This window comes from Spiroplasma sp. hyd1 (genome assembly GCF_016082235.1).
GTDB lineage: Bacteria > Bacillota_I > Bacilli_A > Mycoplasmatales > Mycoplasmataceae > Spiroplasma > Spiroplasma poulsonii.
The window spans coordinates 1-13683 of sequence record NZ_JXYY01000037.1 but is presented as its reverse complement, the minus strand read 5'-3'; the positions used below and the strand labels follow the sequence as shown (position 1 = coordinate 13683).

The 13683-nt window shown below is 27.7% G+C and carries 10 protein-coding genes and 1 pseudogene; 1 reads left to right on the top strand and 10 read right to left on the bottom strand.

Features of this window, described 5'->3' with window-relative positions; all coding sequences use genetic code 4:
• Window positions 1-147: 147 nt before the first annotated feature.
• The 5 genes from TS70_RS08620 to TS70_RS04495 all read right to left on the bottom strand — a co-directional run bounded on the left by TS70_RS08620 (window position 148) and on the right by TS70_RS04495 (window position 7589).
• Entirely contained in the window at window positions 148-1107 is a 960-nt protein-coding gene (locus TS70_RS08620; RefSeq protein ID WP_127093236.1) for a lipoprotein, read from the bottom strand.
• 13 nt (window positions 1108-1120) lie between these two features.
• Window positions 1121-5218, bottom strand: a complete 4098-nt coding sequence (locus TS70_RS08615; protein ID WP_198049536.1) for an ABC transporter permease — start codon at window positions 5216-5218, stop codon at window positions 1121-1123.
• A 38-nt stretch (window positions 5219-5256) separates the two neighbouring features.
• Complete coding sequence (locus TS70_RS04505; protein ID WP_227991457.1) at window positions 5257-6003, bottom strand: hypothetical protein; 747 nt, start codon at window positions 6001-6003, stop codon at window positions 5257-5259.
• 242 nt (window positions 6004-6245) lie between these two features.
• Window positions 6246-7081, bottom strand: a protein-coding gene (locus TS70_RS04500; RefSeq protein ID WP_105628856.1) for an IS5 family transposase whose coding sequence is annotated in 2 segments (ribosomal slippage) — window positions 6246-6685 and window positions 6685-7081 — 837 coding nt in all. Because the reading frame shifts where the segments join, the coding sequence is not laid out codon by codon here.
• A gap of 112 nt (window positions 7082-7193) precedes the next feature.
• Complete coding sequence (locus TS70_RS04495) at window positions 7194-7589, bottom strand: hypothetical protein (protein WP_040093344.1); 396 nt, start codon at window positions 7587-7589, stop codon at window positions 7194-7196.
• A gap of 75 nt (window positions 7590-7664) precedes the next feature.
• Here TS70_RS04495 and TS70_RS04490 point away from each other — a divergent pair.
• Window positions 7665-8498, top strand: a pseudogene (locus tag TS70_RS04490) (IS5 family transposase).
• Window positions 8499-8938: 440 nt separating this feature from the next.
• On the opposite strand, the gene TS70_RS04485 reads toward TS70_RS04490, so the two are convergent.
• Genes TS70_RS04485 through deoD form a run of 5 tightly spaced genes read right to left on the bottom strand, consistent with a single transcriptional unit; the run spans window position 8939 to window position 13530 of the window.
• Window positions 8939-9520 carry a hypothetical protein gene (locus TS70_RS04485; RefSeq protein WP_040093343.1) on the bottom strand — a complete coding sequence of 194 codons (582 nt, stop codon included), beginning with the start codon at window positions 9518-9520 and terminating at the stop codon, window positions 8939-8941.
• Window positions 9521-9522: 2 nt separating this feature from the next.
• Window positions 9523-10143, bottom strand: coding sequence for a bifunctional 4-hydroxy-2-oxoglutarate aldolase/2-dehydro-3-deoxy-phosphogluconate aldolase (locus tag TS70_RS04480; protein ID WP_127093150.1), 621 nt, complete (start codon window positions 10141-10143; stop codon window positions 9523-9525).
• A gap of 3 nt (window positions 10144-10146) precedes the next feature.
• On the bottom strand, window positions 10147-12132 hold the full coding sequence (tkt, locus tag TS70_RS08610; protein ID WP_040093338.1) for a transketolase: 1986 nt from the start codon (window positions 12130-12132) through the stop codon (window positions 10147-10149).
• Window positions 12133-12177: 45 nt separating this feature from the next.
• Window positions 12178-12801: a deoxynucleoside kinase gene (locus TS70_RS04470; RefSeq protein WP_127093152.1), complete on the bottom strand. Its 624-nt coding sequence runs from the start codon at window positions 12799-12801 to the stop codon at window positions 12178-12180.
• Window positions 12802-12819: 18 nt separating this feature from the next.
• A complete protein-coding gene (deoD, locus tag TS70_RS04465; protein WP_198049535.1) occupies window positions 12820-13530 on the bottom strand; it encodes a purine-nucleoside phosphorylase in 711 nt (236 codons plus the stop codon).
• Between the last annotated feature and the right edge of the window lie 153 nt (window positions 13531-13683).

Here is a 13683-nt window from a genome sequence, read left to right as displayed (position 1 = left end):
CAGAGCCTAATATTTTTCTATCATAGTGTTTTCTTATACAACAGTTTTTTCTATATACATTATACCATAATTTTTGGAAAAATATTATATCATATTTTTAAAATAAAAAAACCTTAATTAAGGTTTTTTTTAAAATATTTTTGGTAATTAATTAAAAGTTAATTCAACTTCACCAGTATAATATTTAGAGTGATCATAAGCAACAATTGTTCCACCCTTTTGATCATCATTAATCGTTAAATATAAATCATTTAATAAAGCACTTAAGCGTTTTAACTGACTAACAAAGTTAGCACTAATAAACATCATCATTGTTTGCAAAATTGTAACTTTTGGTAATTTTCCTAAATTTGTCGTTAATTTCATTGCTCCTAAATCTTCTTGTTTCACTGGAGGTTCTGGTGTCTTAACTGAAAAGTGAATAGTAATTGAACCATAGTAATCTTTCGTTGGATCATCATGTTCACTTCAATGGTCTTTTCCTGTTTTTAAAATAGCTTCAGTTTGGTCTTTATTAACTACAATGTTTGGTACCTGACTAATTTGTTGATTTCAAATTTTGGGTGTTTGTTCACCAATAAAAAATTCACCAAATTTATCTAATTCTGAAATAAGTTGCATATTGTTAAAAACAATTGCAATTAAAATTGTTTTTGGCCGAGCATCATCAATAACACCTAAATCAATACTTTTTATCTTATCAGCAAGATGATTTGAAGTTATTACTGTCTTATTAATCTTTATCGTATTAACTGTTGTACCATCATTAAAATTTAATTCATAATTACCATTTCGATATAAATCAATTTCACTTGGTGCTTTTGATTGATTATTAAATTTATAATTTTTAACTAATTGATTAAAATTTCATTTTGATCCTTGAAACAATTGTGCTAATTGTTCTAATAATTTGGGAATTGTTTGTTTAGAATCTTGCGGATTAATTGTTTTAAAATTAATCCCCTCAAACCCAGTTACTTCTAATGGTAACACTGGTAGATCAACTGGAATATTATTTCAGTCATCACTTTTATTACAACTAATAATTGTCGTCACTGGTGTTATTGTTAAAACACTAGTTGTCAAAATCGCTAACAGTTTTTTCATCCTAATCCCCTCCTTAATCCGCATTCATAATCGCAATTAATGGATTAATGCGATTCATATTAAATCAACTAATTAAATAAGCAATAAAGTATAATAATAAGCCACTGCCAATTGCAACAATTGGAATCATTATATTGATAAATAATGGCAATACTAATCCAATTCTAATTAAAATCATATTAGAAATCGTTAAGAAGAGCCAACCAAAACCAAATCCGGCAATTGTCATTATGACAATAATCGGAATATACATTCCAATAACTAATTTTGTAATATACCGGTTACGATATCCCAGAACTTTCATTGTTGCAATAATTGTTTGATTTTCAGCAATTACAATATTACTTGTTAAAATAATAATCATAAAACTTAACACAAAGGAAATTCCAATGATGAAGAAGACAACGCCATTAACAGCTTTCGCAATGTTTCCTAAAATTGTTTTAGCTTGTTCAATTGGCATTAAAGTACCAAAAGTACTATTTGAATATGCTGGATAAGAAATTCCTGTTACGGGTTTAATACCACCATTTAATCCATAAAAACTATAATCACCAAATAATTGACTTGTTCCTAATCCTGCTTCAATATCATCAACTTTACTACTATTTGAAATTTTATAGTTAAAAATAGGATATTCATTTTGAAACACAGCAATTCAATCAACACTACTTTGTCCTGTTCTTCAGTACTTAACAAATTCATCTCATAAATGCTTATTCCCTGCTGTGGCAGGATGCTGTTGAATAAACGCTTCTAACATATTTAAACTAGTTTTATTTGCTGCTGATAACGTGTTATTATTTTTAATAAAAGAATTACTTCATTCATTTAAGAATAAGCGTAATAAATAATCTCGTGTTTTATCATATCCTAACAACTGTTGTGCACGTTCCTCATTAATTCAAGCCCGAGCAGCACCAAATTGGTTTGTAATCCCGACAACTTTAAATTGTGAAGAATTAGTTTGATTAGTAATTGTATAACTTCCATTAACAATTTTATCGTTTAAAATTGTTAATCTTGTAAAGGTGGGGTCAGTAATATCAATCCCACTTTTTAAAACATATTCATTAGTGTTTTCTTTTAAAACACTATTTTTATAGTTATTATCACCATTAAACATTAGTTTTCCAACATTGCCAACAGCACCACTAGCACCCGTTACCTCACTTGCATCTCACCCTTGTAAAATACTATCCGCCGTAACACTAGAATCACTTGCTAGTAATGCTTTTTGAATAATGCGTGGATCAATAGTATCACCAACTGCAATTCCTAATCGTTTGGCCAATGTTTCATTTAGAACAATGTTATTATTTGATGTAAATAATTTTTGTTTTAAATCTTCTTTATTTTTATTAGTTAATACTTGATTTTTAAAGGTTTGATTAATTCCATACATTTTAAAATCAATACTATTAACTTCAGCATTAACCATTGTTCCACGATCATCAGTTAACGGATTAAAAGGAATTACCCCAAATGTTAAATTAAAATTATTATTTGGTGTTTTAAAGGCTTCTTGCATTTTAACACGAACTGTTTGTGGTGAACGTGAATAAGCTCCTTGAATAAAACATTGATTAACATTATCAACAAAATAAGCATAAATTCAATTATATAAATCATACATTGGTTTTTTTAAACGAGTATTAAAGTCGCTTCCTGTTCCTGAATCTAGGACATCATAAAACGATGTTGTCAATGGTTGTTCCAATGCTGGACGAAAATGATTATTGTCTAGCACAATAACAGCATTTCCTTGTCCAAAATCTCTTTGATAATCACTCTGCGTGAACATTTCTTGCTCTAAATTATCATTTAAACTAATATTCCCGGTTTTATCAAAATACTTGTCACGTTTAATATTTAAAGCAAGTGTGTCACGATATTTTCAATAAAATAAGCGGTAATTTTCTAAAGCACTAATATTTTCGCGTGCTGTTTCTGTTGTTCGTAAATATTGTTCAATTGTTGTTTTTGTTAAACTACTTAAACCAAAATCCTTGTAATCACCTCATAATGTTGTACAAATTGCTTTTGATGAAACAGCATCCTTTGATTGCAGTTTTTTACTTTCTGAAAATTCTTTTGAAATATTAGAATATGGTAATGAGCGCATATCTTCAGCATTATATGTTGGTGTATAATTCTCGGGATTAATTTGCCCTGTTACAAAATCGCGTAGATATTGGTTTGAATCACTTGTCATATTAGTATTTGGTAAAAAACTATTCTTACTATCTCACGGTTTTTGCGTTGGATCATAAGTTTTTAAAAAGGTCATTGGTAAATTATAAATCGGACTATTATATTCAACTAATGTTTTATAATTATCTCCTTCATATGAATAACGAATATTGTTTTGTAAAATAATTGGAATTGTTGTCGACATTGTAATCATAATCGTACTAATAATCATTGTTAAGGAAACTCCAACCATTTTTCCTAATGAATTTGATAATTGCACCGCTTGAAAACGAGCATCAAATGTTTTCCGAATTGCAAACATTTTATAAACCGCTTTTTTTAAACGTCCATTTGAAAACGTTTTTTCTTTCCGAATTAATTGCAGTGGTGTTCGTGATACCATCATGATTGTTCCACTAATTATTGTGACTCAAGTTAATAAAACAAAAATAAACAAAACACAAGTTAATAATGCGAGTGGTGCAAAGACAAAATTACCATATGGTAAATTAAAATATGTCCCAAATAAGTATTTAATCGTAAATTGGCCACTAATTCCACTAGCGTAACCAATAACACCCCCAATTAATGCAATCATTAAGGGATAAGAAATATAACTAAGTGTTAATACACGACGACGATATCCTAATGCTCGTAATAATCCGTTTTGTGGTCCGGTTGCATCAATTTGGCGACGAACCACTAAGATTAGGACAAAAAAGGAAATAATTAATAAAACAGTAATTAAAATATATGACCCCCTAATAAAGGAATTTAATGTTGTTGTAAAATAAGTAATCCGCTTAGCAAATTCATAACGATGATCGGTTCGAAAAGTAGCAACTGGTAAACCAATCGATAATGTTTTAACATAATATGAATGTAACCCAATATGTTGGCCTTGTTCACTATTAATATAATTATTAATCGTTTGACTATAAACACTACGAATATTATCCTTGTTCGTTTGACTAAATTTTCCAACATAATAAATTTCACGATCTAACTGACTTTCTGGAATTAGCACTTGTCTTGTTGAATCTAAGGCTGTTACTTGATAATGTTGTCCTGTTGTATCAGCAACTTCTGTTTCAACTAATCCAAATAAACGTGGATCTAAATACGCAATTCCTTCGTTATTCATATTTGGAAATGGATGTGATGCATCAATAATTGGTGTAATATAATCAGCAGATTGACCAAACCCAACTACACGAAATCAATTTTCATTACTATATGGTGATGTTGGTAACCATTTATTGATATCTTGATGTTCATATGACACTAAATTAACTTTTTGTAATTCACTATCAGCAACTTTAATTGTTGTTCCATAACGGTCTGTTTGTAATCGAATAACATCATTAATTTTAATATGATTTTTTTGCGCAAATTGCGGCGTTAAATAAATTCAGTGCATTGTTTCACGATTAATTGATTCTCAATATTGTTCATAAAAAGCAATTGGCATTCCAACCGAAACAATAAACCGATCAATTGCTTGTTTTGGATTTAATGTTACTGCTTTAATAACTTTATTATTTCCCAAACTAAATGTTCGTGCTTCAACACGATCATAAGAAAAACTTTCATCATTATTATTAACTTGTTGTTTAATAAACTCTAAAATAGCATTTTGTCGTAAATTACCATCAGTAATATTTTCAAACTGATCAATCCCCCCATTTGGGTTTTTAACATAATTAGTTTGAGCAAAATTAATAACAAAATCATGTTGATTACTTACTTGTTCTAAAATAAAATTATTATAATTATTCTCAACACGCTGTTTTGAAACTTCAATAATTGTAAAAATAAAACTAGTTAAAAACACTAAAATAACTAATCCAACAAATTGAATTTTATTTTTAACTGTGTTTTTAAAATTGTTTTTAAATAATAACTTAAAACCAGGCATTTTTTCACACTCTTTCTCTTATTTTTTAATTTTTGAATTTAATTAAAAATAAAACAAGGTGGTGTTGATTGTTTTTTAAATTGTGTTAATAGTTCGGTTTTACGTAAATTATCAATAAGACAAGTACATTTAAAAAATCAGCGATCTCTAGCAAACCCTAATAATAACATTAATAAAAGGGAAAATGATAATTTTTGTTGTTGACAAAAAACATCATTTGTTAGTGTTACTGCTCAAAATGTTTGATAACTAGAAAAAATAACATCATTAATATTTTTTAAATACCCAATATATAAACGAAATAGTAATAACATTGCAATAAAACTAAGCGTAAAAATTGCATAAAAAACATAACAAAAAATAACTAGAAAAAAATATATTGCTTTATAACTAATTATTATTTTTAATTGCATCATTAATGAAGTTTCACCAAAAAATAAAACACTTGAAATTATGAAAATATTACCTAATCATAAGATAATAATTTGCCAATTTGAATATAAAATTACTTTTCAAGTTGAAAGCGTTTCTTTTTTAATTTGCTGAAAATTAACTAAGATTTGCGTGAGAATTCCCGTGAAAAAAAGAAAAATAATACTTGATAAAAACAAATACAATAAATTTAATGCAATATTTAAGAAACTATAATTATCTTCAAGATTAATAATTGAAAAAGATGATGAGAAAAAAATATATCCTAAAAAAATAACAAAGAAAGCATTAATAAATCTTTGATATTTCGTAATAAAATTTGTTTTCATTTTCATCACCATAACTTTCATCATATTTTGCTCATTTTATTATAACATTAATATTAAAATAATGTATAGCATAAAATAAGCCTTATTACCTTAAAATAACAATAGACTTCTTGCATTACTTGTTAAAAAATTGCAAATATTTGTAAAAAAGATACTAATAGAAAAATATAATTTTAATTAATTATGTTTTTTATTTAAAAATTTAATATTTTTCCACAACGAAAAATTAATTTATTATTTAAATTATTTAATTTTAAATAAATATTTTATGTTAAATATAATAATTGTAAATTATAAATTGAGGCAATTAAATTAAATCTTAAACCAAATCTTTTTCTTCGATTACGATATTTTTCTGTAATAATTTTAAATTTTTTAAGAATAGCAAAAATATTTTCAATAATAATTCTCATTTTTGAAACTAGTCTATTATATTGCTTTTGTTCTTTGTTTAAAGGGTTTTTCTTTGTTTTCTTTGTAGGTATTAGAACATTATTGTGATTTTTTTGTATTCCTTGATAACCACTATCAACTATTAATTTGGTATTTTTTAAAATTGGGATTTTTGATTCTTTAAATAAAGCATAATCATGTTTTTTTCCGAGCGAAAAACTTGTTGCAATAATTTTTTTGGTTTCTTGTTCGATAATTACTTGTGTTTTGATCGTGTGTTTTTTCTTTTTACCAGAATAAGATTGTTTTTGTCTTTTTTTGGGCGTTGGATTGGAGTTTCGGTAGCATCAATAATAATAGTTTTATCATTAAAATAATCATTTATTAGTGCTTTTTTACCAGCAAGTTGTTGAAAATCAGAGTTTTTAATTAAAATATCTTCAATTCACTTAATATTACGATAACAATTAGCCTCACTAATATCAAAACTTTTACCAAGATGAAAATAAGTCTGATATTCTCGTCAATATAATAAAGTCATCAATAATCTATTTTCTAATGATAATTTATTAGTTTTACCACCTTTTTTAAATTTTTCTATTTCAGCAACTTTTAAAATATCTAACATTTTATTAAAAGTGGATTTTTTTATTCCTGTTAATCTTAACCATTCTCTATCATTAAGAGTATTAAATTTATTATTGTTCATATTTTTATGTCCTCATAAATTATATTTTATAATAATATTTTAATAAAAAAGGGTATCGCAAGAAGTCTAATAAAAAAACTATTATTTTACAATAATAGTTTCCTTAATAACATTAATCTTGTTGTTGATTAATGATAATTGGTCGTGATTTATCGATTTCATATTTACCCACTAAAATTAAAATTCCACCGATTAAAAATGAAAATAATAACGAAACAATTCCAGCAGCAATGTGTGATTCTGCTTTACCCTTTAAAACACTGGTGCACAATATTATTGGGGCAATTTGAACTGACCCAATTATTAAGTACATAATTCCAGCCATTGCCCCAAAACCAGCAAAGTAACCAGTTGTCATAACAAAAGCTAATAATGCACAAAGAACAAAAAACCCTAATAAAATTGATGATATAACAATCGATAAAATACAACCAGCACGACATAGATTATCTGGTTTTTTTCCTTCAAAAGAACCTTCTGAATTTCCATAGATATAATTTTGATCCATTTATATTAGACTTCTTGCGATACCCTTTTTTATTAAAATATTATTATAAAATATAATTTATGAGGACATAAAAATATGAACAATAATAAATTTAATACTCTTAATGATAGAGAATGGTTAAGATTAACAGGAATAAAAAAATCCACTTTTAATAAAATGTTAGATATTTTAAAAGTTGCTGAAATAGAAAAATTTAAAAAAGGTGGTAAAACTAATAAATTATCATTAGAAAATAGATTATTGATGACTTTATTATATTGACGAGAATATCAGACTTATTTTCATCTTGGTAAAAGTTTTGATATTAGTGAGGCTAATTGTTATCGTAATATTAAGTGAATTGAAGATATTTTAATTAAAAACTCTGATTTTCAACAACTTGCTGGTAAAAAAGCACTAATAAATGATTATTTTAATGATAAAACTATTATTATTGATGCTACCGAAACTCCAATCCAACGCCCAAAAAAAGACAAAAACAATCTTATTCTGGTAAAAAGAAAAAACACACGATCAAAACACAAGTAATTATCGAACAAGAAACCAAAAAAATTATTGCAACAAGTTTTTCGCTCGGAAAAAAACATGATTATGCTTTATTTAAAGAATCAAAAATCCCAATTTTAAAAAATACCAAATTAATAGTTGATAGTGGTTATCAAGGAATACAAAAAAATCACAATAATGTTCTAATACCTACAAAGAAAACANNAAAACCCTTTAAACAAAGAACAAAAGCAATATAATAGACTAGTTTCAAAAATGAGAATTATTATTGAAAATATTTTTGCTATTCTTAAAAAATTTAAAATTATTACAGAAAAATATCGTAATCGAAGAAAAAGATTTGGTTTAAGATTTAATTTAATTGCCTCAATTTATAATTTACAATTATTATATTTAACATAAAATATTTATTTAAAATTAAATAATTTAAATAATAAATTAATTTTTCGTTGTGGAAAAATATTAAATTTTTAAATAAAAAACATAATTAATTAAAATTATATTTTTCTATTAGTATCTTTTTTACAAATATTTGCAATTTTTTAACAAGTAATGCAAGAAGTCTATTTAATATTCTCCTTTCAATATTTTCTAATTTATAAATTAAAAGTTTAACTTATTGTTACTCTATTTTTTTACTTATTATTTTTCAATATTAGTTAAAGAACGAGGTCAGAACAATTTAAACAATTGATGTAAATTAGTTTTCCATAATTAATTTGTAATCAAATGTTTGAGACAATTAAATCATAACATTTTAACACTAAAAAAGCAATATTTTATTCCTTTAATTTATAAAATATTGCTTTTTATTTAAATAATATTTTTTTGAAACAACGGGATTAAATATGACAATCAAAGCCATGATATAATTTATCTTCTTTAAAGATTTCTTTTATATCATATTTTTGGCGATAATCTTTTACATCCCCAGTTTCAATCGCTTTAATTGCTGCACACGCCATTGCATGTGAACTACATAAAGTAATTTGAGGAACATTACCACTATTTAACGGTTCATGATACAATGCCCCTGTTAACATTTCATTTAGGCCAAAACCAGGACATTCTCCTTTTAAAATTCCCTGTTGTACTCGAAAATCAGAAATAATTGGGAAGAGATATTTTTTCTTATTATGAATTGCTTGTTCGACGATTAATCCAAATTCCATATGAGTCCCAGAATCTCATCCATCTAACTCAAAAATGACATAATCAGCGGTGGTTAAACCAGCATAATCTAAGTCAAAAATTGCTTTATTAGTTGGACGGACGGTTTGATTTGTTTCAAAATCAACTGGATTTCCAATAATAAAATCAGGAAACATTGCTCGTAACCGATCCCCTTCTACTTTTCGGGTATTTCATTGTGCTTCAGTAAACATGCTTCCAGCATTATAAATTACTTTTTTATTATCTTGCATTATTATCCTCCTTCTTGGTTAATTGTGCTAATTATTGTTTTTATTTTTTCTTGTTCAAAAATTTTATTATTAATATCACCCGTTACAAAAGCCCCAACTGCTACTAAGTCATACCCTAGCGTTTTTGCTTCTTTTAAATTTGTTAAATTAATTCCCCCTGAAGCCATATATGTTTTTGTTGGAAAAAAGGTTTTTAAAGTTTGAATAAAATTTAATTTAAAAGCAGTCGCTGGAAAAATCTTAATAATTTCTCAATCAGCATTAACAATATTCGTCACTTCCTGTAAGGTCATTGCTCCTGGAATATACAATAATCCTTTGCGATGACAAAATTCACTAACTGTCGGGTTAAAAACAGGGCCAACTAAAAATTGTGCTCCTGCTTCAGCTGCTAAGATTGCTTCTGCTAATGTTAAAACGGTTCCAGCGCCAACTAAAATTGTTGGATATTTTTTTCGTAATGCTTTAATTAATAATTCAACCTTTGGAATTGTAAAAGTTAATTCTAAACATGTCACTTGCAAATTGATTAACATTTCACAAATTTGCTGGGCAACATTATAATCTTGATTACGAATAACATAAAAAACTTTCTGTTCTAAAATTTTGGGTAAATCATTCATTACTTAACCTAAATATTTTTCAATTCTTTGAATAATCGTGTCTTGATCTAAGCATTTGTACTTAATAACAGCATCAGCACTTCCTGATAAACCATAATCATCAACACCAATTACTAAACCAGTTTTACCAACAAATTTGTATCAAACATAGTCATTAGAAAACTCAATTGCAATTACTTTTGGAAAGTCTTTTGGAATTACGCTTTCTTGATAAGCAATTGGTTGCTGGTCAAATAATTCAACCGATGGCATTGAAACCACCCGAATATTTGCTTTCATTGTCTTAGCCGCATTAATTGCAATTGGGACTTCGGTTCCTGTTGCAATAATAATTGCCGTTAATGGTTTTGTCTTGTCTTCTTCAACAACAATATATCCTCCCTGCAATGTTTTTTTATAACAAGTTGTAGCTAACTGATAAGGGGTATCTTGGCGCGATAAAATTAATGCTGAAGGCGTTTTTTTTGTTTCAACAACAAGTTTTAAACAACCAATTGCTTCATTAATATCAGCGGGACGTAAAACGTTTAAATTCGGACAATTTCGTAACATTGCTAATTGTTCAACTGGCTGGTGCGACTTACCATCAAAACCAACCCCAATTGAGTCATGTGAAAAAGCAAAAATAACCGGTAAATTTTGAATACATGCCATTCTAATGCACGGTTTCATATAATCAGAAAAAATTAAAAACGTTGAATTAAATCCTTTTAATCCTTGATGTAATTCAATTCCAATGCTAATTGTCCCGGCGGCAAATTCCCGAACCCCAAAATGAATATTATTATTTTGGGGTGTCTTAATTGTTCATGAACCATTATAACCAATAATCTTTGTCGCTGTTCCCAAATCAGCACTACCACCAAACATATTATTAGGACATTTTTGTTGATAATATTTAAAAACATCCCCCATAATAATTCTTGTTCCTGCTTTTTTATTTTGATCAGTTGTTAAAAAGGATTTAAAAGCATCAAATTCAACAGTCGGAGCAGCAAATAATTGCTTGAATTCCTCGGGAAAAGCAGTTTGATAAGCTTTTAATTTTTTTGCTCATGTTTGGTATGTTTCTTGACCGCGTTTAATAAAAGCATCCTTTCAATAAGTTTTAACATCTGGGTCAACATAAAATTGCGGATGTTCAAAATCATAAAAGGTTTGCACTTGTTGCATTTCTTCTGCTGTAAACGGTGATGAATGCATTGGTGAGCCTTGTTTTGGATGCCCATAACCAATAATTGTTTTACACTCAATTAAAGTTGGCTTATCACTTTTTTGCGCTGCTGTGATTGCCTTTTTAATTGCTGTTAAATCTTCATCAGCATTATCAACGCGAATATAATTTCAATTTTGTGCTTCAAAAAATTTTTGATAATTTACTTTTAAAACTTCATCACACTTGGTATCTAATTGACAATCATTTGAATCATACAACATAATTAATTTATTTAACTTTCATACTCCAGCTAACTGGATTGCCTCAAGAGCACCCCCCTCTTGTAAATCACCATCACTACACAAAACATAAGTATAATGATCAATAATGTCATGTCCTGATTTATTAAACTTAGCAGCTAAATGTTGTTCTGCTAATGCCATTCCAACGCCATAACCAACACCTTGGCCTAATGGTCCCGATGAATTATCAACCCCTGGGGTTACACCATATTCAGGGTGCGCTGGGGTTTTTGAATTAATATGGCGATAATTTTTTAAATCATCAATTGATAAATCATAACCTGCAAAATGTAAAATTGCATATTGAAGCGTTGACGCATGTCCTGGCGATAGCACAAAACGGTCACGATTAATTCAATCGGGGACAGCTGGATTAGCAATTAAATTGTTTAAATAAATTGCTTGCATCATTGGCGCTGCACTTAAAACAATCCCTGGATGGCCAGTTTTATTATAGATAATTGGATCTAAGCCTAAAATTCGTAAATTACTTAAGCTTTTTGTTTCAATATTATTATTTGTATCTTTCATTTCGTTTTCCTCCTAATAAATTTAAAATATCAACGATAATTATTTTTAAATTAAACAAGGAACTTTATTATCTATCATTAATAATTTCTGCATAATAAAGGTCATTTTTTCTGCAAAATTATCGTTATCAGCATCAACAACAATGAAATGATAATCATCCTTTAATTCATGATATAAGACCTCATATTGTTCATTTAATTTTTCCCAATAATGGTATGGCGTTTCTAATTCTAATACGCGGCCACGCTTATTAATCCGTTCAACAGCTTTTGCTGTTGAAACTTTTAAATAAATAATGACATCAAACCCTAATTTTTGTTTTAAAATTGGTGTAATAACATTTTGAAAAAAACGATTGTAAACTTTAAAATCAACATCATTCATAATTTCTAACAAATGTGAAACCCGAACAAAAACCGGATCTTCTAAAATCGTGCGATCAAAAACAGTATCTTCTAAATTATCAATTTCAAAAAATTGTTCAATTCTGGTTGTCAACATGTAAATTTGCATTTTAAAGGCAAATCCTTTCATGTCCTGATAAAAATCATTAAAATATGGGTTTTCTTCTAAGGGTTCTTTAAATAAATTATAATTTAACTGTTGACATAACGTCTCACTAACTTTTGTTTTCCCAGCACCAACAGTTCCAAAAACAGCAATTTTCATTTCTTCTCCTCCGTTAGGTTATTTCATTAATTGCACTTCCGTTGTTAACGCCAATTGCACCATTACCATAAAATTATTTTGGCGTTCCATTGCTGAAGCTGCTTGTTTTGTAACAAGGTTATCAGAAATAGTTAGCAATGTTGCTGCTTGTTTTTTGGTCACAATTGCATTTGCAAACAAGGCATATGATTCCATTTCAACAACATCTAGATTATGTTCTTTCGTAAATGATAACGACTCATCATAGCGATAAAAAACATCAGCAGCATGGGCAGTACCAGTATGTGTTTTGATTCCTTGCTTTAACGCTACCTCTTCAATCGTATTGAATAATTTTTCACTTGCTGGAATTAGATGAGAATCTATATTAGCAGCAATTTTGGCATAATTACTTTCACCAAACGCTTCGCGAACATTGAAAATATCATATAGTTCAAACTCTGATTTATAACTACCCGCTGAACCAATGCGAATAATATAATCAACATCATAAAATTTAAATAATTCATAGGAATAAATTCCAATACTTGGACAACCCATCCCACTTCCAGCAATTGTAATTTCAATATCTTGATATTTTCCTGTATACATAAACATATTTCGAACCTCATTGACTAATTTGTAATCGGTCAAATATTTTTCCGCAATTGCTTTTGCTCGTAACGGATCACCGGGCATTAAAACAACTTTTGCAATATCCGTTGGTTTTGCATTAATATGTGGTGTCATTTTTTTATTTCCTTCCTTTTGTACCTTTATTGGACTAACGATCCTATTAATGAGATTATTATTTAAAATACTTTTTCTTAAAAATAAATTTAAACAAAACGAAAAGGAATATTTTAATATATTCATATAAGTGATGTTTAATTAACAGTTTTA